The sequence below is a fragment of the Micromonospora tarapacensis genome, from assembly GCF_019697375.1.
GTDB classification, from domain to species: Bacteria; Actinomycetota; Actinomycetes; order Mycobacteriales; family Micromonosporaceae; genus Micromonospora; species Micromonospora tarapacensis.
In genome coordinates this window covers 1,154,899-1,178,424 of record NZ_JAHCDI010000004.1, presented here as the reverse complement: position 1 = coordinate 1,178,424, position 23,526 = coordinate 1,154,899, and the positions used below count along the sequence as shown (strand labels likewise).

20 protein-coding genes are annotated in these 23,526 nt (G+C 71.8%); 10 read left to right on the top strand and 10 right to left on the bottom strand.

What is annotated here, in order from left to right; all coding sequences use genetic code 11:
- The first annotated feature begins 109 nt into the window (after window positions 1-109).
- Window positions 110-700 (top strand): DinB family protein, encoded by a 591-nt coding sequence (locus KIF24_RS11245; RefSeq protein WP_221083996.1) that lies wholly within the window; start codon window positions 110-112, stop codon window positions 698-700.
- A 126-nt stretch (window positions 701-826) separates the two neighbouring features.
- Complete coding sequence (locus KIF24_RS11240) at window positions 827-1,237, top strand: hypothetical protein (RefSeq protein WP_221083995.1); 411 nt, start codon at window positions 827-829, stop codon at window positions 1,235-1,237.
- 113 nt (window positions 1,238-1,350) lie between these two features.
- Here KIF24_RS11240 and KIF24_RS11235 read toward each other — a convergent pair whose 3' ends face one another.
- Entirely contained in the window at window positions 1,351-1,854 is a 504-nt protein-coding gene (locus KIF24_RS11235; protein WP_221083994.1) for a TetR/AcrR family transcriptional regulator, read from the bottom strand.
- A gap of 234 nt (window positions 1,855-2,088) precedes the next feature.
- Here KIF24_RS11235 and KIF24_RS11230 point away from each other — a divergent pair, with 234 nt between their 5' ends.
- From KIF24_RS11230 to KIF24_RS11215, 4 genes are all read left to right on the top strand, one after another.
- Window positions 2,089-2,871 carry an SDR family NAD(P)-dependent oxidoreductase gene (locus KIF24_RS11230; RefSeq protein WP_221083993.1) on the top strand — a complete coding sequence of 261 codons (783 nt, stop codon included), beginning with the start codon at window positions 2,089-2,091 and terminating at the stop codon, window positions 2,869-2,871.
- A gap of 144 nt (window positions 2,872-3,015) precedes the next feature.
- Window positions 3,016-5,037 (top strand): TIR-like protein FxsC, encoded by a 2,022-nt coding sequence (locus KIF24_RS11225; RefSeq protein ID WP_221083992.1) that lies wholly within the window; start codon window positions 3,016-3,018, stop codon window positions 5,035-5,037.
- Window positions 5,038-5,039: 2 nt separating this feature from the next.
- Window positions 5,040-6,014 (top strand): ATP-binding protein, encoded by a 975-nt coding sequence (locus tag KIF24_RS11220; protein WP_221083991.1) that lies wholly within the window; start codon window positions 5,040-5,042, stop codon window positions 6,012-6,014.
- Window positions 6,015-6,023: 9 nt separating this feature from the next.
- On the top strand, window positions 6,024-6,905 hold the full coding sequence (locus KIF24_RS11215; protein ID WP_221083990.1) for a COG1361 family protein: 882 nt from the start codon (window positions 6,024-6,026) through the stop codon (window positions 6,903-6,905).
- 163 nt (window positions 6,906-7,068) lie between these two features.
- On the opposite strand, the gene KIF24_RS11210 is transcribed toward KIF24_RS11215, so the two are convergent.
- On the bottom strand, window positions 7,069-7,752 hold the full coding sequence (locus tag KIF24_RS11210) for an alpha/beta fold hydrolase (protein WP_221083989.1): 684 nt from the start codon (window positions 7,750-7,752) through the stop codon (window positions 7,069-7,071).
- A gap of 104 nt (window positions 7,753-7,856) precedes the next feature.
- Here KIF24_RS11210 and KIF24_RS11205 point away from each other — a divergent pair, with 104 nt between their 5' ends.
- The gene (locus KIF24_RS11205; RefSeq protein WP_230416266.1) at window positions 7,857-8,789 is read left to right on the top strand and encodes a helix-turn-helix transcriptional regulator; all 933 of its coding nucleotides are present in this window, start codon (window positions 7,857-7,859) and stop codon (window positions 8,787-8,789) included.
- 35 nt (window positions 8,790-8,824) lie between these two features.
- Window positions 8,825-9,607: a hypothetical protein gene (locus KIF24_RS11200; protein ID WP_221087298.1), complete on the top strand. Its 783-nt coding sequence runs from the start codon at window positions 8,825-8,827 to the stop codon at window positions 9,605-9,607.
- 22 nt (window positions 9,608-9,629) lie between these two features.
- Here KIF24_RS11200 and KIF24_RS11195 read toward each other — a convergent pair whose 3' ends face one another.
- Together KIF24_RS11195 and KIF24_RS11190 are read right to left on the bottom strand one after the other, a co-directional pair.
- Window positions 9,630-10,127: a DUF6069 family protein gene (locus tag KIF24_RS11195; RefSeq protein ID WP_221083987.1), complete on the bottom strand. Its 498-nt coding sequence runs from the start codon at window positions 10,125-10,127 to the stop codon at window positions 9,630-9,632.
- 23 nt (window positions 10,128-10,150) lie between these two features.
- Entirely contained in the window at window positions 10,151-11,152 is a 1,002-nt protein-coding gene (locus KIF24_RS11190; RefSeq protein ID WP_407939912.1) for an RNA polymerase subunit sigma-70, read from the bottom strand.
- A 358-nt stretch (window positions 11,153-11,510) separates the two neighbouring features.
- Between KIF24_RS11190 and KIF24_RS11185 the strand changes: the two genes are divergently transcribed.
- Together KIF24_RS11185 and KIF24_RS11180 are read left to right on the top strand one after the other, a co-directional pair.
- Window positions 11,511-12,524 carry a ParB/RepB/Spo0J family partition protein gene (locus KIF24_RS11185; RefSeq protein WP_221083985.1) on the top strand — a complete coding sequence of 338 codons (1,014 nt, stop codon included), beginning with the start codon at window positions 11,511-11,513 and terminating at the stop codon, window positions 12,522-12,524.
- Between the two features lie 107 nt (window positions 12,525-12,631).
- Window positions 12,632-14,578 (top strand): condensation domain-containing protein, encoded by a 1,947-nt coding sequence (locus tag KIF24_RS11180; protein WP_221083984.1) that lies wholly within the window; start codon window positions 12,632-12,634, stop codon window positions 14,576-14,578.
- Window positions 14,579-14,709: 131 nt separating this feature from the next.
- Here the strand turns inward: KIF24_RS11180 and KIF24_RS11175 are convergent, their stop codons facing one another.
- The 6 genes from KIF24_RS11175 to KIF24_RS11150 form a co-directional block, all read right to left on the bottom strand.
- Window positions 14,710-15,885 carry a glycosyltransferase gene (locus KIF24_RS11175; protein ID WP_221083983.1) on the bottom strand — a complete coding sequence of 392 codons (1,176 nt, stop codon included), beginning with the start codon at window positions 15,883-15,885 and terminating at the stop codon, window positions 14,710-14,712.
- Between the two features lie 113 nt (window positions 15,886-15,998).
- Window positions 15,999-16,922, bottom strand: coding sequence for a beta-ketoacyl synthase N-terminal-like domain-containing protein (locus KIF24_RS11170; RefSeq protein WP_221083982.1), 924 nt, complete (start codon window positions 16,920-16,922; stop codon window positions 15,999-16,001).
- 115 nt (window positions 16,923-17,037) lie between these two features.
- Window positions 17,038-18,261, bottom strand: a complete 1,224-nt coding sequence (locus KIF24_RS11165; protein WP_221083981.1) for a beta-ketoacyl-[acyl-carrier-protein] synthase family protein — start codon at window positions 18,259-18,261, stop codon at window positions 17,038-17,040.
- 23 nt (window positions 18,262-18,284) lie between these two features.
- Entirely contained in the window at window positions 18,285-18,545 is a 261-nt protein-coding gene (locus KIF24_RS11160; RefSeq protein WP_221083980.1) for an acyl carrier protein, read from the bottom strand.
- 64 nt (window positions 18,546-18,609) lie between these two features.
- Window positions 18,610-19,974, bottom strand: a complete 1,365-nt coding sequence (locus KIF24_RS11155; protein ID WP_221083979.1) for an AMP-binding protein — start codon at window positions 19,972-19,974, stop codon at window positions 18,610-18,612.
- Window positions 19,971-23,495 (bottom strand): condensation domain-containing protein, encoded by a 3,525-nt coding sequence (locus tag KIF24_RS11150; RefSeq protein WP_221083978.1) that lies wholly within the window; start codon window positions 23,493-23,495, stop codon window positions 19,971-19,973. The genes KIF24_RS11155 and KIF24_RS11150 overlap by 4 nt, the downstream gene beginning before the upstream one ends.
- Window positions 23,496-23,526 lie beyond the last annotated feature (31 nt).

Genomic DNA, 23,526 nt, shown 5'->3' with positions numbered 1-23,526 from the left:
TCGCAGACGTTCGCGAGGGCCACTCGGTCCCGGCCTCGATCCGGCTCCCGATGACTTCACGGACGACCCACCTGGTCCGCGGCTCGGCGCACCGGGAAGACTGGCGGGCATGGCTGACCTGGGCGATGCGAAGGCTGCGCTGCACCACTACCTCCAGGCGACTCGCGACGACCTGATCTGGAAGCTCGACGGGCTGAGCGAACGCGAAGCCAGGCTGCCCCGCACCGCGACCGGCAACAACCTGCTGGGAATCCTCAAGCACTGCCTCAATGTCGAAGCCGGCTACTTCGGGGCCACCTTCGGGCGCGAATTCCCGACGCCTGAGGAACTGGTCCCCATGCCGGCGTTCGCGGACGATCCACAGGCAGACTGGTACGCGGGCGAGGACGAGACGAGGGATGGGCTGATCGACCTGTATCGCCGGGTCGGGGTGTTCGCCGACCAGACGGTCGAACAGCTACCGCTCGACGCGCCGGGGCAGGTGCCGTGGTGGCGGCCCGGTGCACAGGACGTGACACTGCACAGGATCATCGTCCACGTGACCGCCGACCTCGCCCGTCACGCCGGTCACGCCGACATCATGCGCGAGCAGCACGACGGAGCGATCGGTTGGCGACGGGAGAACAGCAACATCCCCCACGACTACGACTGGCCGGCGTACGTCACCAAGCTGACGAGGCTGGCCGAGCGCTTCGCATAGCCGTTGGCCACGCCGGGTGGCTGCTGCCCTTCCGCCCGATGTTCTCGCGTGCCGCCCTGAAGCCGGGTTACCTACTCTGGTCGAGTGGAAGCTCGGAAGATCAGCATCTGGCGGAGCCGTTACAGCGTGACGGACCAAGGCCGAGAGATCGCGGTGTGGGATCGCTCGGTGTGGAAGAGCGGGGGCGAGTTCGAGTTCGACGGGCGGCGTTTTCAGGTCCGCTCCAACGTGTGGGGCAACAAGTACACGATGGTCGACGACGCGGGGGCCACGGTCGCCTCGGCCGACCGGGTAGGCCGCAAACGGTGGACCGTCGAGGCGGCCGGGCGGACCTACCACTTCCGGCGTAAGTCCTCCTGGAGCAGCGAGGAGGAACTCCTCATCGGCGACACACGAGTGGGTCCGGTACGCAAGACCAGCTTCGGGCGCGGCGACGTCGCCATCGAGCTGCCGGGCCTCGCGACAGCTTTGCAGCTCTTCGTGTTCGGCGTGGTCATCAGCATGTGGGACGCGCAGGCCACAACGGCAGGAAGCTGAGGCCCTCATCTGGTCTCATTCGCCGCCACGAATCTGCACGTATCACCGGTACCGGCGCCCAGCTCCGCACCGGACGCCCGTACCGGTCAGGTCGGGACATCCCACGCGCAAGCTCATGGGAGTGCGCCGACCAGGCGCTCGGCCTCGCCCTCGGGGTCGGTGAGCCACTCCTGGGCCGGCTTGTGGATCCGCAACGACACGATCCCGTGCAGGCCGAACCAGATCCGCTCGCTCTGGCATGCGGCCTCGTCCGGCGTCAGCGGCCTTCCATCGGGCCCACCCCCGGCGACCAGCAGCTGCTGGGCCAGCTCGATGGTCTCGTGGGCGACGTCACCGATGCCGCTGTCGGCGCCGAGCTGATCGGCGCTCTCGAACAGCAGCTGATACATCCCCGGATTGGTCAGACCCCAACGCACGTAGGCGCGTACCAACCGTCGCGCGCGATCGCCCGCCGACCGTGCCGGGTCGTCGTCATGCAGCACGGCGGCCTCGAACGCCTCGTACTGGGTGGCCAGCAGGGCCCTGGTGAGCGCGCTCTGCGACGAGAAGTGCCGGTAGACGGCGGCGGCCGAGACATTGCAGGCCCGGGCCACGGCGCGCAACGGGGGAATCGCCACCGGACGGGGACCGCGGCCAGGGCGGCAGCGGCTCGCAACAGCTCGCCGCGGAGCTGATCGCCTTCGCGCCGCCTCCGTCGTCCTGCCGCGCCTGCCTCGTCCGTTGCCATCTGTGTCACTCCATGCCCAGAGATCGTTCCACCCGCGCGGTTGACAGGTGTTCACCAGTGTTGGTTAACATCTGTTCACCACCTCTCATGAACAGGTGTTAACCATAGACGTGGAGGAGAAGCCATGCGCTACCACGACGCGACCGCCCTCGTCACCGGCGCCAGCTCCGGCATCGGCCGCGAATTCGCCACCACCCTCGCGGCGAGGAGAGCCAACCTCGTCCTCGCCGGCCGACGGGTCGACCGGCTCGACACGCTGGCTCGCCGCCTACACGAGAGCCACGGGGTCACCGTCACCGTGCTCGAAGCCGACTTCAGCCGGCCGCGCGCCGCGAGCACGCTCCACGAGAAGGTGACCCGACGCGGCATCGCCATCTCCATCCTCGTCAACTCCGCAGGCCTCGGCGCGACGGGTGCGTTCGCCGACAGCGGCATCGAGTCGATCAACGAGCAGATCGCCGTCAACGTGACCGCGCTGAGCGAGGTGACCCGCGAGTTCCTCCCCGACGTGCTCGCCACCGGGCAGGGAGCCATCGTCAACGTCGCCAGCCTCACCGGCCACCAGCCGACACCCAACATGGCCGTCTACGCGGCGACCAAGGCCTACGTGCTCAGCTTCACCGAGGCGCTCGCCTACGAACTACGCCACGCACCCGTCCGGGTGCTCGCCCTGTCCCCCGGCCCCACGCGCACCGAGTTCTACGCCACGTCACACACCAGCGAGAAGGGTGCCCGGTTCCAGACGCCCGACCAGGTCGTAACCGCCGGCCTACGCGCGCTCGACGCGAGCCGCACACCCGTCCAGGTCGTTTCAGGCACCAGGAACCGCCTGAACCTCGCCATCCTGCGCCGACTACCCCGGCGAACCGCCCTGAAGATCATGGCGAACGCGACCCAGACAGTCTGACACCGACCGACATCCAGCGATCTGGCCGGGCTTCTCGGAAGGTTGCCGCCAGGGGGGAGGATGTAGGCACGTGCCGGCCGGTCGAGTCTCCACTTCGTCGCCCGGACGCCCTAACGTGGTGGCACGGTCAACCAGGGGGCGCCGGTGCTGTACTTCTACCTCAGCTATGCCCGAGGCGACGAGGACGCCCTCGTACAGCGCTTCTATGAGGACCTGAGCGCGGACGTACGGCTGGTCGCGGGTCTTCCCCAGGACGCCGTGGTCGGGTTCGTGGACCGGTCCGTCCCAGGTGAACGGTGGCCCGAGCGTCTTGCCGATGCCCTGTCCACCTGCCGGACGTTTGTGGCCCTCAGCACCCCCCGCTACTACCGGAGTGATGTGTGCGGCAGGGAGTGGGCCTTCTTCAGCAGGCGCCTGGAGCAGGCGTGGGGCGACCGTCAGCAGGTCGCGGCGAGAGCACTGGTCCCGCTGCCGTGGATTCCTACCGATCCGGGCCGCATACCCGAGGTCGCCCGTCGGTATCGATACGGAAAACCGTTCACCGTCCTCGACCGCGCCATGGGAGTACGGCAGCTGATGCGGTTGCAGCGGTACAGGGACGACTACCGCGAGTTCCTGTTCGAGCTCGCGACCAACATCGCCGAGATCGCCCACGAACTCCCGGTTCCAGCAGCTCTCGACGTGTCGTTCCAGTCTGTGCCAAATGCCTTCCACCCCGATGCCGGCGGTGCCGTCGTGTCGTCTCCGGATCACGACGCCCGGTCGGTGGTCCAGGCCGCGTTCAGCGCCGCCGGTCGCCCCTTGGACGCGACAGGAGTTCCCGGCCTGTTCACGCCCGGTCCGGTCTGGGTGGTCACCAACGTGGGTACCACGGCCACCGGGCTCTCCCCGTTCGGGGAATACGCCCGTCACGGCCGGGTGGGCTACCTCGTCCACACCGACCCGCTGCGGAGCGACGTGGAGCGCGCCGCCGACCGGATGCGGCTGGACGGCAAGCCGGTGGTAACCGTTTCACTGCGCGCCCTCCGCGCCGCGTTCACGGACGGCCGAGTCAAGCCTTTCCTTGATGAGCTTGAGCGCCGCTATGGCACCAGGGACAACCTCTTCGACACCAAGAACGCTCTCACCGACGAGCGTTTCCTCTTTGGTCGAGATGTCCTGTTGAACACGATCGGTAGTGCGATCAAGCGCGATGAGCACGTCCTCATCACCGGCCTGCGGAAGGTCGGTAAGACGAGTCTGCTCAACATCCTGCGTCAGCACCTCGTGGACCAGCCGGTCTGCATGGTCGACCTGCAACGCTTCGACCGTCACACCGAAGACTGGCCCACCGCGCTGTTTCACCTGATGATCGAAGCCTTCGACCGGTGGGGGCGGCTCGAGCAGGTCGACTGGCCGTTCACCACCTCGACGCCGAACACCGTCTCCGAGCTGGAGCGGCAGCTCCATGAGCGGATCGACCATGTCGGACGATCGATTCGCCTGACCGTCGTTCTCGACGAGATCGAGCGGGTGTTCCCCGAGCCCGACGAACTCGACGCCGCACGACGGTGGGTACGAGCCAGCGGAGCGCTCCGTCTACTGGCCCAGGGAGACCGCCGGACGGTGGTGGTGATCGGAGCAGACCTCCGACCGGTGGCGAACCGCGTCAACCACCTCGGCCCGGCCGGAACGAACCCGCTCTTCAGCTTCTTCCAGGAGACTCCCCTGCCGCTTCTCGACGCCGAGGCGCTGACGGAGATGGTCCATTCACTGGCCCGCGAGATGGGCGTCACCGAGGTCACCACGGGGTTCACCGAGCGGCTGTTCCGGCTGAGCGGCGGACACCCGTCGCTCGCCCGCACCCTTGCCGGAGAGTCGTACCGGTGTCGTCAGGATGCCACACTGTTGACCGGAGCAGACCTCGATGCCGGGCTCGACCAACTTGAGGAATCGGATGCGGTGGGATACGTCCTGCGCAACAACCTCTGGGACTTCATGACTGTCGGCGAGCGGCATGTCCTGGAGGCACTGGCCCGACCTGGGCGCAAGCCGTCCAACCGCCGTGGCGACTGGAGCGAGGCGGAGGCGACACTGCGGAGGCAGGGACTGGTTACCGACCAGCGGATCCGCATCGGGCTGTTCGAGAAGTGGATACTCGACCGCGACGGAAGCGGGAGCTGGTAGCCATGGCAGGCAATCCGCTGCTCTCGCCTGACTTGTTCGTCGGTCGCGAGGCCGAGTTGCGGCAGCTGACGGCCCTCCTTCAGCAGGGAAAGTCGACGCTGCTCATCGGCGGCCGACGGGCGGGGAAAACCACCCTGGCCCGCCAACTGTCGAGCGACGGGCTTGCGCGGCGCCTCGTCCGGACCGATGCCGCCGGCTGGGATCTGACCACGGAGGCATCCGCGCTGGGCGCGCTACGCAGCGCGGTGGAGCACCGGCCGGAAACCACCCATCAGCAGGCGACCCGCAGCGAGATCGTCCGAGCACTCGATCACCTCCGCCCGCTCGCGCTGGTCATCGACGAGGCGGACCGCCTCCTCCAGGCGCGGTGGGGCCCCGGCTTCTATTCCTTCCTCCGCTGGCTGGACGACACCCACCTACGGAGCGACATCTCGATTCTGCTGGTGGGCGGCCCGGTGCTGGTGCTGTTCCGGGATCCGCACGACAAGGGCTCGCCACCGCTCAACACCGCCGAGGTGAGATACATCGAGCCGCTCGATGTCGTCGCCGTCGCGAAGCTGGTGGAGATCGTCGGCGGAAACGCGGTGGACCGGGTGATGGATCTCGCCGGTGGACATGCCTGGCTCTCTACCCGGTTGCTCGCCGAGGTCTGGGACGGGCAGACGCTCGACGAGGCGGAGGAGATCGTTTCCGACAGATGCCTGTCAACATTTTCTGCCTGGCAACAGCAACTCGGCACCGACGGCATGGCGATGATCCGCAGGTTTCCCGCAGCCGGGCTGCCCCGTGCCGACATCGGTAAGCCGCCCTGGTCGAAATATCGACGAGCCGCGCGGTTCGCCCGATGCATCGGAGTCCTCCGGATCGACGATGGCGTACTACGCCGTGGGCCCCGGATCTTCTTCGACTGGATCGCCCAGCATGACCTCGGTGACGCCGCCCGCAACATCGCGATCTCCTACGCCTCCGACGACTAGGGCAGCGGCGTGAGTGGGGCAGTTGACCGGATCCCGGAGGCACTGCGCTGGCTCACGGTCGATCGGCTGTCGGCCACCGTGGCCGTGCTCGCGCTCCTCGGCCTCATCTACAGCTGGCGCTCGGCGCAGGCAGCCAAGGCGTCAGCCGAGGCGGCGCGGTCGCAGGCCGACTCCGCCCGCGAACAGACCGAACTGGGACGACGCCAGATCGAACTTCTGCTCCAGCAGGTTGCCCAGACCGACGCGGCCCACCGAGCGACTCGTCAGGCCCAGGAGGAGTCGCTCCAACCGATGGTGGTGGTGGACATCGGGCCGGCACCGAACGACCGCAGTGTCCTCATGCTGTCGATCGAGAATATCGGCCCGTCGATCGCCCGCAACGTACGGATCGAACTGGCACAGCCGATAACCACCTCGCTCGACGGTGACGGACGGAATCCGATCCACGAGTGGCACATCTTCACCAGAGGAGTGAAGACGATGCCACCGGGCCACCGGATGGAGTTGTTCTTCGACATCGGAGCCCAGCGTTTCAAGCCCGGAGTCAGCAACGAGTTCACCTTCATCGTCAACGCGGATGGACCGTTCGGCCCGGCGCCGGAACTCACGTACGACATCGACCTCACACCTATGCAGGACACGTGGATAGGACAGACCACGATCGGCAAGCTCGTCGAACAACTGCAAGAGGTCAACTCCAAGCTGGGGAGCCTGACCTCGACCGTACGTGAAACCGGAGCGGAACTGGCAGAGGCGACGCGGCGCCTGGGAGAACCCAGCCTCCGGCCAGAGCCAAAGGGCCTGGCAAGACGCCTTCTGGCTGCCCCGGGCCAAGCCCTGAGGCCCGCTCTGGGGCGCCTGGCAGCCAGCCGGCACAAGCGCAGGTCATAGCGGTGTCAAGGGAACTGCACGTGGAGCGCCTGCCATCGCCGGAAAGGGCCTTCATGAGACCGAATTGCGCCGCCTTGCTGACGCTGTACGCGGCGACGTCAGCGCCGTCGATGGCAGGTAGCCGTAGTCCGACGTGGTCCGCAGGTGTGGTCTCCGTGTGCGGCTAGACGGCGGCGAGGATCCGGGCCAGTTCTGCGGGCCGCGTCAGCATCGGCCAATGCCCGGAGTCGATGTCGACCAGGTCGACGTGCTTGGCCCGGGCCAACTCGGGTATGTCGCCCGCGGCGATCAACTCCCGTGCCTGGGCTGGGGTGAACTCGGGGCACACCATCACGACAGGTGTGTCGAACCGCCGCTCGTCCGTCAGGTGTACGACGCCCCTGGCCACGCCCTGTGGGACCGGGATCGCGACCGCCTCGAACGCCCGCCGCGCCCGCTCGTCCAGGTCGGCCGCGTCCGCGCCCTCGAACGGGTCCCACCCCGGGAACGGCATGACGCCGTCGGTGATCTCGAAGAAGTCCGCGTACGGCTGCCCGTCGCTCGACGGGAACCCGCCGATCAGCACCACTTTCGCGACCCTACCGGGCCGCGCGTCGGCCGCCATCCAGGCCAGGGTGCACGCTGCGGAGTGTCCCACCACCACCGATTTGCCGGGCCCCGCGTCCACGGCGGCAAGCACCGCGGTCAGCTGATCGGCCAGCGTCGCCGACCTGTTCCCGTCGCCCTGCCCCGGCAGGGTCACCGGCACCGGATGGCGGCCCCCCTGTTCCAGCTCGCGCGCGACGCTGGTCCACACCGACTCGTCGAGCCACAGGCCACCAAGGAGCACGATCTGTTCTGCGGTCATGGAACCAACCTAGAGCCGATTCCGGACGTTCTACTTCCGGTATTGTCTCCGCTGTGCGAACCGGTCCGAGCCCCACCGCCCGGGCCGTCCGCGCGCTCGAGATCCTGCAGGCACGTCCCGGCGCGACCGCCGGCCAGCTGGCCTCGGCCCTGGGCGTGACGGAACGGGCCGCGCGACGTTACGTCGAGATCCTTCGCGAGGCCGGCATCGCGGTCGAGTCGGTCCGCGGGCCGTACGGCGGCTACCGGCTGGGCCGCGGCACCCGACTGCCGCCGGTCGTCTTCACCCAGGAGCAGGCGCTCGGCCTGGTCATGGCCGTGCTCGACGGGCAGCCGGAAGCAATCGACGACGACGACCCGATCGGCTCGGCGCTCAGCAAGGTCATCCGGGCTCTCCCCGACAGCGTCGGACGGCAGGCGGCGGCGCTGCGGGTCCACGCCTCGGCCGCCCCTGACCGATATTCGAGCCGCCCCGACCCCGCCATCACGAGCACCCTGGTCACCGCCGTCGCCGACCGGCGCCGCGTCGTGGTCACCTATCAGGGCGAGGGCGGCGAGGAGTGGGACGCCGAGGTCGACCCGTGGGCAGTCGTGGTGCGGTACGGGCGCTGGTACCTGCTGTGCCACTCGCACCGCGCGGACGCCATCCGCACGTACCGGGTCGACCGAGTCCGGGCCGTACGGCAGACCGCGCGAGGCTTCACGCCGCCCGGCGACCTGGATCCTGTTGCCGCGCTCGAGGAAAATCTGGGCGCGGGCTGGAAGTACCTCACCCGCGTGGTGTTCCACGCGGCGCGGGAGAAGGTGGTGCCCTGGATCCGGCCGCCGATGGGCCGCCTCCAGGCGGATGGCGACCGATGCGTGCTGGTCGGTAGCACCAGAAACCCCGCGATGTACGCGCAGGAGTGGCTGGCCGCCGTCCCGTTCGACTTCTCCGTGGCAGAAGGCCCCGAACTGCGTGCCGCCGTGGCGGCGGTCGCGGCCCGCTTCAGCGCGGCACTCTCGCCGTCGCCGCCGGAGACCATTCCCGGCGACTAGACATGTACTGGAACCATGTGGTCGTGCGGGGGGGGGTGCGTGTCGTGGCCGTTGCGCTGGCTGGGCGGACGTCGCGGTGGTGGGCCGTGTTGCGGCTCGCTCTGGTCCTGGTGTGGCTGCTGGCAGCAGCGGTCAGCTGGTGGACGGCGCCCCGGAAGCAGAGCTACGAGCAGGCGAGGGCGGCCGTGGTCGCCGGCCGGGTGACGGCATACCAGTGGGGCGACAGCTGGGCCGCCGGCGGCGGTCCGCGGCCGTGGTTCGGAGCGTCCGGTCTGCGGGCGTCCAGCACGCTCGGTCCGCTGTTCGCGTGGCGGACCCCCGACGGTCGGGTGTACTGGACCGACACCGATCGCTTCGACCAGGTCACCACCACGGGCGCCGTCGACCCGGCAAGCTACTCCGGGCCCGGGGCCGTCGGTATCGGGCAGGATCTGCGGGCCGGCGGTCCGGAGCACCGCGCCGGCGAGGTCCGTCCCCGGTGGGCCGCCGCCACCGTCACCGGGATCGGGCTGCTCCTCGCTGCCATCTCCCTCGGCGTGCTTGTTGCCGGTCCGGCTCCGGTTCTCGGCACTCGATGGTTCTGGTTCTGGCTGGTCTCCACCGCACCGTACGGCCTCGGGATGCTTTTCTGGTTGTCCCGCGACCGCCCGTGGTCACGTCCGGTGGTGCCGGCCGCCATGCCCGGCGATCGGGAGCGGCGGGACCGTGGGATCCTCGGTCTCGTCCTCGGCATCCTCGCGGCCATCCTGATCAACCTTCTGCTGCTGGCGCTCCACGCCGCCGTCGGTGATCGGTGGGTACCGCTGCCGGGTGCCTAACGACCGGAGGCACGGGCGAGATCTAACGCCCGGACCCCGACCGTACGCCCTGGAACACGGCTGCGGCGCGGCCCGTGCGGAGGCTCCGTGCCAGGGTGGGGATCATCACCGCCGCGGGGACGAGGTGTAGCCCGAGGAGGGCGGCGATGGTGGCGGTGTCTGCCCCGCAGAGCAGGGGCGGGACCAACGAGATCGCGGTCAGCGACACTGCCGTCCACACGAATCGCTCACCGGGGCGGTCGCTCCAACGACGCAGAGCGACGGCAATGCCGGTGCCCACGAGCGAGAAGAAGCCGGTCACCACGGCGAACCCGGACAACGGAATCGCCTCCTCCCCACCATCGGGGACCTCGAAGTCGACGCCAACGGCCTGGGCAAGCGCAGCGGCGAGGGTGGTGGCCACCATCGCGGCGAGCGTGGCAACGAAGCCGGTGCCGGCGACCCCGCGCGGTCGGTGGGCATGACTGGTCTGATCCGATGCCGGGCTGGCGGCCACCCCGGTGTCATTCCTGCTGTTCATGTCGCTCCTCCCTCCTTCGGCAACTACTCCGTGCCGTCCGCCGGCAGGCGCTCCGGCAGCCCGAGTTGCGCAAACCGGTCGTCGTGGAACGTGACGATCTCGGTGATCGCTCCGCCGGTGACGCGCAGGACGTCGATCGTCAGCGGCAGGTACGCGCCCTCCTGTGACCGCCAGAGGTAGAAGGCGACGGCGGGCTGCCGGTTCACGCAGGTGCGGACGGTGCGCAGCTGTCCCAGGTCCTCGAAGCCGTCCTCGATCCAGCTGTTCACGACCGGGTCGCGGCCGACGTACAGGCCCGGCGTGGGCGGCATCGAGCAGCGGACGTCGTGCCGCAGCAGTGCGGCGATCCCGTCGACGTCCGTGGCCACGCTGGCGTCGGTGTAGCGGCGCACCAGCTCGCGCGTCCCGGCGTCCTCCTCGCCGCCGGTCCAGTCCTGCCGCTCGGCAGGCAGGTGTTCCCGCATGCCGGCGCGGGCCCGCTGCAACGCGCTGTTCACGGAGTTCACCGAGTCGCCGAGGAGTTCCGCGACGTCCTTCGCCGGCCAGCCGAGCACGTCCCGCAGGATCAGCACGGCCCGCGGGCGCGGCGCGAGGTGCTGGACTGCGATCAGGTACGCCAGCTCGATCGTCTCCCGCGCGACGGCGACGGTCTCCGGCTCGTCCGCGTCGCCCGCGGGCAGCTCGTCGAGCAGCCGGTCCGGGTAGGGCTGCAGCCACCGCACCTCGCCGCCGGTCGCGGGCTCCGGGCGGCGCTTGGCGAGCAGGTCCAGGCAGGCGTTGGTGGCGATCCGGTACAGCCAGGCCCGGAACGTCGACCGCCCCGCGAAGGTCTCCCGCCGCCGCCAGGCACGCAAGAACGTCTCCTGCACGGTGTCCTCGGCATCCTCGAACGACCCGAGCATCCGGTAGCAGTGCACGTGCAGCTCCCGCCGGTGCCGCTGCGCCAGCCCCGAGAACGCCGACTCGTCGACCTCACCCAGCCCGCTCACACCCAGCGCCTCCAGCCGTGTGTCCGCCCTCATCACGCCATCCTTCCGTCTGGAACTGCCCCGTCGTAGGTGTGACGGGTGCGGGCGCGACAACTCATCACCGGGGATCCGCGCGGATGCATGTGGCCACGTCGAGGCCGTACGTGTCGACCTGTCCGGTGCCGTCCGGCGGGCTCGGCGGCCGGTGTCGGCTTCAGCCGGTGACGGAGGCGGCACCGTCCGGAGGCGTCCGGGTTCGCAGACTGTCCGGCCCCGGGGACCAAAGATCGACCTTGGTCCTTCCGCTGACCGGTCCGGGGACCCGGGTGTAGGGCGGCGAAGGACACGACGCCACCACGGCATCGGACGGTAGCGGTACATCGGCTCATCGGGCTTTTGTGAACTGGGGTGCGGCATGGGAGAGGTCGACGGCAGTGACGGATCGGGCATGGTCCCGACCCTCACCCGCGAGTTGCGCGTCCTGGCCGTACCGGGGAGGCCGCGGCAGTCGCCCCGCCCGGTCCACGTCCCGCTGGACCGCCTCGCGCCAGCCGACTCGCCCCGGCTCGACGGCTCGGACTCCGCGTACGTCCGGCTCCTGGCCGAGATCGACGGTCGCCTGCCCCCGATCCTCGTGCACCGGACGCACATGCGGGTCATCGACGGCATGCACCGCCTCCACGCCGCCGCGCTACGCGGCCAGCGGACGATCGACGTGCACTTCTTCGACGGTACGGAGGAGCAGGCGTTCGTGGAGTCCGTCCGCGCGAACGCGGGGCACGGCCTGCCGCTCTCCCTGGCCGACCGCACCGCGGCGGCGCGCCGGATCATCAGCGCGTTCGGCTCATGGTCCGACCGCACCATCGCGGAGGTCACCGGCCTGGCACCGGTGACCGTGGGCACCATCCGCCGCTCGCTCACCACCGTGGAGCAACCCCCGTTCCGCATCGGCCGCGACGGCAGGGCACGTCCGGTGGACAGCAATCACGGTCGCCGGATCGCGGCGGAGATCATCCGACGCGATCCGCAGACGTCGCTGCGGGAGACCGCGCGCCGGGCGGGCATCTCCCCGGCCACGGTCCGCGACGTGCGGGCCCGGCTCGACCGCGGCGAGAATCCCACGCTGGAGGTACGGCGCTCGGCGGCGGTGGACGGCCAGGTGACGCGGACCATCAGGCGGGTCGGCGCGAACATCGACGACCTGCTGCGTGGCCTGCAGCAGGATCCGTCGCTGCGCTTCACCGACTCGGGCCGTCAGTTCCTGCGCTGGCTCAACCTCCGGGTGGTCAACGCGCCCGAGTGGCACCAGGTGCCGGCGGCCCTGCCACCACACTGCACGTACTCCGTGGCCCGGCTGGCGCGCCAGTGCTCCGAGGGTTGGCTCGCCTTCGCCGAACTGCTGGAGCAGGAGGCCAAGGACACGGCCTAGGCGGCCCACCGCACGGCCGGCCCGGGGCACGGCCAGGAGGATCAAGAGGGCACCACGCGCAGGCCGGGCCGCCCGAGCCGCGCCACCAGACACCAGGAGGTGCCGACATGTCCACGGCTGACGGTGCCGCAGCCACGTACCCGCTGAGCTGGGGGCAGGCCTGGCCCTGGCTCGACCAGTACCGGTTCCCCGACCGCCGCACCTTCGACCCCGTCGGCTTCCGCGTCGGGCTCGCCGAGCCCGGTGTCGCGCTGGCGACGGCGACCGGCGCGCTGCACCGCCTCTGCGACCGGCACGAGTCCCTGCGTACCCGCTATTTCGTGGCCGCCGACGGCGAGCCGTTCCAGCGGATCGGCGACCCGGCGCTGGAGTACGAGGTGGTCCGGCTGCCGGCGGACGCGGACGCGGCACAGCGGGAACGGCGCGTGGCGGAGATCGTCGGCGCCGAGTACCCGCCGTTCGACGTGACCCGGTCCTGCGCGCGGGCGGTGCTCGTCGCACGTGGGGAACGCGTGCTCGACGTGCTCGTCCTCCTCGACCACGTGGCCGCGGACGTGTGGGGCGGGGACGTGCTCCGGCGTGATCTCGTCGCGCTCCTCGACCCCGCGCCGACCAGCGCCGGGGACCGGCACGGACAGCCACGTGAACTCGTGGCGGAGCAGTCGACCGAGGCGGGTGCCCGGCGCAACCAGGCGGGCCTGGCGTACTGGCGCCGGCAGATGGTGTCCATCCCGCACACCCTCTTCCCGGAAATCAGCGAGGGACGCGACACCGACCGGCACAGCGTGCACGTCGCCCGGCTGCGGTCACCCGCCGCCGCACTGGCCCTCGACTGCCTGGCCGAGCGGTACCGGGTTCCCGCGTCGGCGGTCCTGCTCGGGGCGTACGCGGCCGTCATGTCCGCCACCACCGGGTTCCCGACGATCGGGGTGTCGACGGTGGTCAACAACCGGTTCAGTGCCCGCCGCCGGGACACGGTGACCTCCACCGTGCTGCCCGCGCTGGCGAGCGTGGCGGTCGACTGGGCGGACACGGTGGGGTCGTTGCTGCGTCAGGCGGCCGGCGCGCAGTTGACGGCCACCCAGCGTGCGGAGTGCGACAACACCGAGACGTTGCTGGAGGGGATCCGGGTGCAGCATCGACGCGGCACGAGCAGCGACCTCATCCCGCAGTTCAACTTCGTCGTGAGCGACCAGCCGACCGCCACGCCGGGCCGGCGGCAACCGTGCGACGCCGCGACGCTGACCCGGGCGCTGGACGAAACCCGCCTGATCGAGGCCGAGGAACCCTGGCAGAACTGGATCCGGCTCAGCGCCGGGTACGGCCCCGACCTCCGGGAGGTGACCCTGCACGTGCCGAGCCGGGTCCGGGACCGGGCCACCACCTCCGCCCTGCTCCGGCAACTGGAGGGTCTGCTGGTCCAGCAGGCCGGCACCGCGCGGGAACTCACCCTGTGCACCGTACCGGCCTTCGCCGGGCTCACCCGGCCGCCGACACCCGACGGCTGGGCGTGGGCCGACGGCTGCCGGATCAAACCCGCAGCGGTACGGAACCTGATCGCCACGCATCCCGACGTGACCCGGTGCGCGGTGCGGCTGGTCACCCAGGCGGGTCGGGCCACGCTCCACGCCGACGTGCTGGTCCGCACCGCCGGCCTGGACGCCGTCCTGCTGCACCGCTGGCTGATGGCGCGCCTCGATTCCTGCCCCGCCGCGATCGCCCCCCGCAGCTATGCGGTGACCATGGATCCGACGGCGTTCGGGCAGACCGCAACGGCTGCCGACGGTCGCGGGACACCGGCCCGTCCCCGCCCGCCCCGCACCGACGGCGAGCGGGCGCTGCTGGCCGCGATCCGCGCCTACGCGGCGCCGCGGGCGCTGCTGGAGGATCCCTACGCGCTCACCGGCGGACGGCTGGACCGGATTCCGGCGGTCCTGCGCCGGCTCACCGCGGAGGGTTGGCACGGCCTGCACCTGGAGGACTTCCTCAACCTCCGCCCGCTCGCCGAACTGGCGGCGGTGCTGCACCCGGCCGACGTGCCGGCGCGTGCCTGACCGGGTGCCAGCCGGCGCCGGTGGACGTCCGACCCGCAACGGGCGGGCGCTGCCCCGCCCGGGCCGGAGTTGGCGCCCGGGTGCCGGCCGGCACCCGGATCGGCGGAACCCCGGACGCGCGCCCCGGGCGGTCAGTGGTGCACGGCGGTGAGCCGCCGCAGGCTGCCCGCCACCAGAGGGATCAGGCGCTGCGGCGTGTAGGCGTCGTTGAGAAGGTCGAAGCCGGCCTTGGTCAGGTTCTCCCGGAGGGTGTGGTCCGCGGTGATCCGGCTGATCGCGGCCGTCATCTCGGCGGCCGTCTCCGCCCGTAGGTAGTGCACGCCGTCCTCGGCGTCGATGCCCTCGATACCCTTCGCGGTGGAGACCACCGGGCAGCCGGCCGCGAAGGCTTCGAGAATCTTCAACCGGCTGCCGCCGCCGAGGGTCAGGGGCACGGCGAGCAGGGAGTCCGGCCACAGGTGGTCGATCGTGACGGGATCGGCCAGCAGCCGCACCGCCGCCGGGAGCTGCCGGTCCAGCAGCGACGCGGGCGGTCCGAAGCCGGCGAGCACGATCGGCAGCGCGGTCGCGGATCGGGCCAGCATCGGTGCCAGTTCGTCGATCAGGAACTCGGCGGCGAGGTAGTTGGGGAACCAGCCGAACCGGCCGAGGTAGACGATCCGTTCCACGGCGGAGTGCTGCGGCCGGACCGCCGGTGACGTCACCGCGTTCGGCACGACCGTGACGTTGTCGATCGGGAAGTCGTGGAGCCCGGACAGGGCCACGGCATCCAGCCTGGTGCAGGTCCACAGGTGGTCGACGAAGCCGAGTGCGGCGGCCTCGACCCGGCGCAGGGCCGCACCGTCGTCGAGTCCGAAGGTCGCGGCGTCCGGGCGGGACCGCAGCACCGCCCAGATCTCGCTGGCGAGCTGCGAGTCGGCGTTCACCAGGTCGAGCACGGCGACCGCCCCGGTCGCCTCCTTCGCCGCGTACAGGTAGCGCCACATCTCCAGCCCGGTGGCCACCACGATGTCCGGCCGGACCCGTTCGGCCACCTGGCGCACCTGCTGCCCCGCCACCGAGCAGTACGCGTTGTGGAAGGCGGCGTCCTGGCCGATGCCCGACGCCGCCGGCGGCTCGGCCGGCGCCGCGTGCGCGCAGTCCTCCTCGTCGACGCAGCGCACCCGGTGCCGGGTCGTCGCCGCGCAGCGGTGCAGCGCCTCGTCGATCGCGGAGGTCCGCAGCGCGTTGCCGCCGACCCGCATCAGTTCGCTGCCGTTGGTGAGGTACAGGACGGCCGGCCTGTCGCCGGTGCTGACCGAATCCATCGCGGTGAGGTCCTTTCTAGACGTGTCAATTCGGGTCCGGACGCGGGGTCGACCCGTGCTCGGGTCATCAACCGGTCTCGGCCGGCCTACGGTCGGGAGGGCGTCGCGTTCCGTCACGCCATCCGCAGCAGCGCGCATCCGACCCGTCCCTCGGCGTCGGTCGCGGTGACGGCCGCGATCTGCCCGGCCAGCGCCGGGTCGGTCAGCAGCCGGACGATCTGGAAGGCCGCCGCCACCGAGTCGGTGTCCCCCAGGGCGTCGTGGGTGGCCGACAGCACGGGCACCTCGCCGAGGACGGCCTTGATCGCGAGCTGTTCCTCGCCGCCGCGCGCGTCCAACGCCGGTGACGGGACCACCGCGCCGATCCGGTCCGCCGGCACGCCGGCCCGGGTCAGCGCCCGCGACAGGCAGCCCGCGAGTGCGGCCCGGACGGCGTTGTCGCGCGGGGCGAACCCGAACTCCACCGTCAGCAACTCGGCGAGCACCGGCCGTTCGGGGGCCACCTGGTCCGCGGATTCGACCAGGAAGATGACGCAGCCCTCGCCCGGTGGCCGGCGTGGCCCGGGCGCCGCCCGAGCCGCCGCGTACGCCGCCCGAGCCTCGCTGTACTCCTCCACCGCCCCGCAGAGCACCGCGCGGGCGTGTCCGCGCCGCAGCAGCCGGCCGGTGTAGCGAAGTGCCAGCAACGAGCCGAGGTGACTGCCGCAGATCGTGGAGTTGGGCCCACGCAGCCGGTGCCAGATGGCGCACTGTCCGGCGTGCACGTTCATCAGCGACACCGGCAGCTGCGCCGGGTCCACGTCGTAGGGGCGGGACCGGGTCCAACTGTCCCGGTTGAAGTTGACCACGGTCTGCACGTTGTCGCTGGTGGCCAGCACCAGGCCGAGGTCGTCGTCGGTATGGCCCGCCCGGTGCTGCCGGTCCAGGGCGAACCGGGTCAGCAGCCGTCCCGTGGTGGCGACCGCGAGGCCGCTGGCCCGGCACATGGAACGGGTCCCCTTGGGGCCGAGCACCTGCCGCACCTCGAAGTCGGGCACCTGGCGGGGGCGTCGTCGCGGCGCGTGGCGAGCACCGCGGCGCGGGTGTGCGCGTCGGCGCCGTGCCCCAGCGGCGAGTGGGTCTCCCAGCCCGTGATGACCGTGCGCGTCGCGTTCATGAGTACGCCCCGAGCAGCAGGACGGCGTTGTTCCCGCCGAAGGCGAGCGCGTTGTTCTGCACCTGGCGCAGCCGCGCCGGTCGGGCCCGGTTCGGTACGCAGTCGATGTCGATCTCCGGGTCCGGGTGCCGGTGGTTGATCGTCGGCGGGATGAAGCCCTCGGTGAGCGCCAGCGCGCAGGCGATCGCGGCCAGCGCACTCGCGGCGCCCATGGTGTGGCCCAACATCGACTTGACCGAGACCGTCGGCGGGAGCCGGTCGCCGAAGACCTGGCGGATGGCGGCCACCTCGGTGAGGTCGTTGGTCTTCGTCCCGGTGCCGTGGGCGGAGATGAAGTCGACGTCGTCCGGTGCGACGCCGGCGTTGGCGTGCGCGCGGGCGATGCAGTTGGCGACACCGTCACGGTCCGGCGACACCGCGTGGTGCGAGTCGCAGCTCAGGCCGTAGCCGAGCACCTCGGCGTAGATCCGGGCGCCGCGCGCCAGGCTCGCGTCGAGACTCTCCAGCACCAGGATCCCGCTCCCCTCGCCGATGAGGATGCCCCGGCGGTCGCGGTCGAAGGGCGCGCACACGGTGGGCGCGATGGTGCCCAGCCGGTGGAATCCGATGAAGTTGGTCCGCACCATGGCGTCCACTCCGCCGCAGAGCGCCAGCTCCGCGTCGCCGTCGGCGATCGCGTCGTAGCCGTAGCCGATCGCGTAGTTGCCCGCGGCGCACGCGGTCGGCACCGTGACCGCCTCGACCTCGGTCAGGTCGAGTTCCCGTGCGATGTCCGCAGAGAGCCGCCCCGACCGCGCCCGGCGGGCGGCGCCCGGGTCGACGTCCGTCGCTCCGGTGGTCAGCTGGCGCTGCACTGCCAGCTCCACCTCCCGGGTCTCGCCGCTGGTCGTGCCGACCGCGATGACCGCCGGCCGGGCGCGCAGGTACGCCGGGGCGAGCCCCGCGTCGGCGAGGGCCAGCTTGGCGCCGGAGACGGCCAGCTGGGTGGCCCGGCCCAGGTCCCGGTGATCCAGCCGGTCGATCCACGCCGCCGGGTCGAAGTCCGTCACCTCGCATCCGTTCACGTACTCGAAGCCGTCGGTCTCGAACGCCCGGATCGGCCGCGCGCCGGACCGGCCGGCGCGTACCGCCCGGGCGAACTCCTCGGCCCCGGTGCCGATGCTGCTGATGACGCCGAGGCCGGTGATCACCACGCGCCGGTGCGTCGACTCGGCCGACATGGCAGCCAGCTCCCCTCCGCCCGCTACCGGGTCGCCATGGCTTCGGCGACGACGGCGTAGGTACTCGACAGGTCGGTCATCCTGGACAGCATGGACTGGTCGATCGTGATGCCGAACCGGCGTTCCAGGGCGGAGAGGATCTCGATGCCCTGCAACGAGTCGGCGTCGTGATCCCGCTGGAAACTGCTGGTCCAGGTGATCTCGTCGGGTCCGATCTCCAGCATCTCGGCGACGGTTTCCCGGATGCCGTCGCGCAATGATGTGTCGATGTCTGCGATGGACATGTCCACCTCCCTGTTGGCTGTCAGTCGGTCGCGGGGGCCGGACGGCGTGCCCGGCGTCATGGCGTCATGGCGCGCCCGCCGCGTCCGGTGGCGCGGCCCGCAGGCGGGAGATCCCGTCCCACAGGGTCGCGGGGGTTTCGAACAGGTCCAGGACCAGCCGCCCGCCCGGGATGCTGACGCCGTAGGCGTGCTCCAGCGAGATGAGCAGTTCCACCGTGGCGAGCGAGTTCAGGCCCAGGACGGTCAGCTCCGCGTCCGCGGTCAGCTCGGCGTCGTCGGGCAGGGCCGGTAGCACCGCCCGCAGCAGCGCCTCGAATTCCTCGTCCCACGGCTTGCGGCCACCGGTCGTGGCGTCCGCGGCGGGCAGGTCGGGCAACGCGTCCGGGTCGACCCGGCCGCCGGGCGTCAGCGGCCAGGCCTCGACCGGGATCAGGATGTCCGGCACGAGTCGTCGGGGCAACCGGTCGGCCAGGGCTCGGCGTACCTCGACGGGCTCGACAGCCGCGCCGGGGACCGGCCGCAGGTACGCCACCAGCCTGCGGCCGTCGGCCGCCGCCGGCCGCAGCCGGACGTACGCCTCGCGTACCGCCGGCTGGGCGCAGAGTGCCGCGCGGATCCCGCCCAGGTCGACCAGGCCCGAGTCCGGGGTGACGTGCCGCCGCACGGGGCCGAGGTGTTCCAGCCGGCCGTCCTCGTGGAACCGGGCGAGGTGACCGGTCCGGAACAGGCGCTGCCCATCGTGCCCGCCCGGGTCGGGGACGAAGTGCTCGGCGGTCGCGACCGGGTCGGCGTGGTACCCGTCGGCCAGCGCCGGCCCGCCCACGTACAACTCGCCGAGTACGCCGATCGGCACGGCGCGCCGGTGCGGGTCCAGCACGTGCGGGTCCAGGCCGGGTAGCGGCCGGCCGGCGAGGGTCAGCCAACCCGGCGGCGTGTCGCAGCCGCCCACCTCGACCACGCGGGCGCCGGCGCCGGTCTCCGCCAGGCGCGCCACCCCGAGCAGGGGGTCGCCGCCGACGAGGACGGCGGCCGGGGACCCGCTGTCCGGTCCGCCCTCGATCCGGGCGGCGGGGCCCGGCCCGATATCCCACGCGGTGCCGGGTGTGGCGTGCCGGTGGGTGACGGCGGGCGAAGCCGGCTCCGGCGCGACGACGAGTTGCCCGCCCGTGACGATCGGCAGGAGCAGCTCGGTCAGGGCCGCCCAGGACGGGAAGGGGCTGGCGAACAACCAGACCGACTCCTCGGTCGACGGTGTGCCGATCTCGGCGAGCCCGCCGCGCAGGCCGGCCAACGCGGACGCCAGCGCGCGGTGCGAGAGCACCGCTCCGCCTCCGGGTGCGGTCCGTGCGTCGGGCAGCACGCAGGCGGCCGGGCCGGGCCGCCAACCGGTTCGCGACCCGCCGGTCGCCGCCGGTCGCAGGTCCGTCACGGTGACCGCCTCGACGAGGGCGTCCGCTCCCCGGCGCGGGCCGCCGCGCGCCGCTGCTCCGGCGAGAGCGGGCCATCCAGGGCCAGCCAGGCGGCACCCGCCTGCCAGACCCCGAGCAACGTCGCCGGCAGCGAGACGTCGTGTCGCGGCGCCACCGCGACCAGCCCGCCCGGGCGCACGCCCGCCTGCCGCAGGCGGTCCGCCACCTCCCGGGCCGCCGCGTCGAGCTGCGCGTAGCTGAGCCGGGTGCCGGCGGACCGGACGGCGACCGCGTCCGGTCGGCTGCCGACCCACCCGGCGAAGGCGTCGGGGACCGGGTCCGGCTCCCGGGCCGGCACCGCACCGCCCCGGGCCGCCGCGAGCGGGCGCGCGTCGCCGGGCGCGAGGCACGCCGCCGTGGCGTCTCCCTCCGGGCCGCGGGCCATGTCCTCCAGGACGGCCCGGTACATCTCGCCGAGCCGGCGCGTCGCGTCGCGGGTCAACACGTGGTTGGTGGTGTTGAGCCGCAGCACCCCGGAGCGTTCGCCGGTGAGGGTGAACACGTGCAGGGCGAACTCGTTCTCCGACTCGTCGACCGTCGCCTCCCAGTGCACCAGGTCCTTGTCCACCTGGTGGAAGTCGAGGTAGTTGAACATCACCTCGACCAGCCGGGTGCCGGGGGCGAACTCCTGCTGGACGATCGGCATCGGGAACCGGCGGTGCGGCCACATCCCGGTCAGTCCCTGGTAGACGAGCCCGACCAGCTCCCCCCAGGTACGCGCGCCCGTGGGCATCGCGAACGGCACCGTGTTGATGTAGAAGCCGGGAACCCGCTCCGCGCCGACCATCTCCGGGCGGGCGTCGGTCACCAGGCCGGTGCAGAAGTCCTCCGCCTCGGTCACCGCGCTCATCACCGTCAGGTGCGCGGCCAGCAGCACGGCCTTCAGCGAGGTCCTGGTCTCGGCGGCGAGCCGGCGCAGGGCGTCCTGGAGGTCGTCGAACCAGACGCTGTGCTGGTACCGGTCACGTGCGGCGGCCGGGTCGTCCCGCCAGGCCGCCGGAAGCTTGCCCGGAGACCGGCCCTCGATGACACCCCGCCAGTAGGCGCGGTCGCTCTCCGAGTGCAGCGTGGCGAGTTCGGCGGCGATGTAGTCCGCGTACCGGAACGGCACCGGCTCCGGGGACGCCGGTGCCCCGCCGGCCCGGAACTCCCGGTAGGCGGTGAGGATCTCCATCATCAGCGTGTGGAAGCTCCAGCCCTCCAGCACCGGGTGGCATTCGGTGACCGAGAAGCACCAGTCGTCGGTGCCCGCCGCGGTGTGGGCGTGGAACCGGACCAGTGGCGCCTCGGTCAGGGTCATCGGGTTGCGCCGCCGCTCGTCGAAGTACGCGCGCAGCCGGGGCTCCCAGCCGTCCGGCCCGACGGCCTCACCGTCGGTGACCCCCGGCCGGTAGTCGACCTCGCGGTGCACCAGTTGCAGGGGCATCGAGTAGCTGCTCAGGTCGAACGTGGTGCGCAGCACCTCGTGCCGGTCCACGACCAGCTGCACCGCCTGCTGGAAGGCCGGCGGCGAGAACGGGCCGTCGCCGCGGATCAGGAAGGAGGTGGAGTCCTGGTAGAGGTTCAGGTCCGGCCGGGCCAGCATCTCGATGATCATGCCGAGCTGCCCGGCGCCCACCGGATAGGCGTCCGTCAGGTCCGTCGGCAACGCGTCCCGGTCCGCCGGGCTCACCATCGCGAACGGGGCGATGCCGGTGGGCACCTCGGCGCGGCGCCGGACCGCGACCGCCCGGGCCAGGTCGTTGACCGTCTGATGGGCGAAGAGGTCCGCCGCGGTCACGTCCAGGCCCCGCGTCCTCAGCCGGCCGGCGAGCGCGACCGCCCGCACCGAATCCCCGCCGATGTCGAAGAAGTTGTCGTCCGGGTCGATGTGGTCCACCCGCAGCACGTCGCGCCACACCTCGTCGAGCGTGGCCAGCAACTCCGCGTCGGGGGCGGCGCCGGCGTACCCGGGCGCCGCCGGGTCCGACGCGGCCGGCCCGCCGCCGTCGCCGGTGGCCGGTGCGATCGCGGGCCCGCTCGGCGCGGCCGGCAGGTACGGCTGTGGCAGCAGCGCCAGGCGGCGGTCCGGCTCCCGGACCACCGTGCCGAGCAGCAGGCCGTAGTGGGTGGCGAGGCGCTGCGCCGTCTCCTCGTCGAACAGCGCCCGCGCGAATTCGAGGTAGGCCGACAACTGTCCGGTGGGCGCCTCCTCGACGTGGATCGTGAGGTCGAACTTGGCCACGGTCCGCTCCGGCGCCGCGACGGGCGTCACGTCGACGCCGGGCAGGTCGAACACGCCGTCCTCGGTGGGGTTCATGTCGAAGGCGACCTGGAACAAGGGGTTGCTGCCCGGATCCCGGGCCGCCCGCAGTTCGTCGACGAGCAGTCGGAACGGCACCTCCCGATGGTCGAGAGCGGCCAGGGCGACCGACCGGACCTCGTCCAGCACGGCGGCGAAGGTGCTGTCGCGCGGGCAGCGCGCGCGCACCACGACCGTGTTGATGGTGTACCCGATGAGCTGGTCGAGCTCGGGCAGCGAGTGCATCGCCACCGGCGTGCCCACCGCCACGTCCTCGCGGCCGGACAGTTGCGCCAGCATCGCCTGGAACGCGGCGAGCAGCACCAGGTAGGGCGTGGCCTGCCGGGCGCTCGCCAGCCGCCGGATCTCGTCGCTCAGGTGCGGCCCGACGGGGACTTCGACCACCCCGCCACGCCAGTCCGGGCGCGCCGGCCGGGGCCGGTCGGTGGGAAGCACCAGATCCGAGAGACCCTCCAGGTGACCACGCCAGTACTCCAGATGGGCGCGCAGGCCCGCACCCGCCGTTCGCCCGCGTTCCCACCCGGCGTAGTCGGCGTACTGGATCGGAAGTTCCGGCAGAGCGGCGGGGCGGCCCGCGGCGCGCTCGGCGTAGAACGCGCTCACCTCGGCGCCGATCCGCGGGTACGACGCCCCGTCGCAGGCGATGTGGTGCGTGACGACCACCAGGAGGTGCCGCGCCGGCGCCAGCCGGATCAGCGTCACCCGCAGCGGATGCTCGGTTTCGAGGTCGAACGGTTGCTGCCGACGCGTGGCGGCGATCCGCAGCGCGTGTTCCTCGCGCCCGGCCTCCGGCTCGCCGGCGAGGTCGACCACGGGCAGCTCGAAGCGGGCCGGGGGGTCGAGGTACGCGACCGGCTCGTCCCCCGGCTGGCCGTAGCGCGTCCGCAGGATCTCGTGCCGGTGCACGAGCCGCTCCCACGCCCACCGCAGGGCCTCGACGTCCACCTCACCCGCGAGCCGCAGTGTCCACGCCATGAGGTACGCGGGGCTCGCCGGATCGACCCGGTGCAGCACCCACATCTGCTGCTGCCCGGCCGACAGCGCCAGCGGCCCACTCCGGTCGACCCGGTCGATCACCACGGTACGGCGCGCGGAGCCGAGCAGCCGCTGCCGGATCTGCTCCGCCCGCTGCGCCGCGTCGATGTCACCGGTACGGCTGCCGGCCTGTTCGACGGTCACGGTAGGTCCTCCTCCCTGCGGCCCACGGCGA

Coding starts and splice junctions, on each gene's coding strand:
- KIF24_RS11220 (WP_221083991.1), top strand. CDS start 5,040: ATGGCAGGCAATCCGCTGCTCTCGCCTGACTTGTTCGTCGGTCGCGAG.
- KIF24_RS11180 (WP_221083984.1), top strand. CDS start 12,632: ATGTCCACGGCTGACGGTGCCGCAGCCACGTACCCGCTGAGCTGGGGG.
- KIF24_RS11210 (WP_221083989.1), bottom strand. CDS start 7,752: ATGACCGCAGAACAGATCGTGCTCCTTGGTGGCCTGTGGCTCGACGAG.
- KIF24_RS11165 (WP_221083981.1), bottom strand. CDS start 18,261: ATGTCGGCCGAGTCGACGCACCGGCGCGTGGTGATCACCGGCCTCGGC.
- KIF24_RS11185 (WP_221083985.1), top strand. CDS start 11,511: ATGGGAGAGGTCGACGGCAGTGACGGATCGGGCATGGTCCCGACCCTC.
- KIF24_RS11195 (WP_221083987.1), bottom strand. CDS start 10,127: ATGAACAGCAGGAATGACACCGGGGTGGCCGCCAGCCCGGCATCGGAT.
- KIF24_RS11175 (WP_221083983.1), bottom strand. CDS start 15,885: ATGGATTCGGTCAGCACCGGCGACAGGCCGGCCGTCCTGTACCTCACC.
- KIF24_RS11160 (WP_221083980.1), bottom strand. CDS start 18,545: ATGTCCATCGCAGACATCGACACATCATTGCGCGACGGCATCCGGGAA.
- KIF24_RS11230 (WP_221083993.1), top strand. CDS start 2,089: ATGCGCTACCACGACGCGACCGCCCTCGTCACCGGCGCCAGCTCCGGC.
- KIF24_RS11245 (WP_221083996.1), top strand. CDS start 110: ATGGCTGACCTGGGCGATGCGAAGGCTGCGCTGCACCACTACCTCCAG.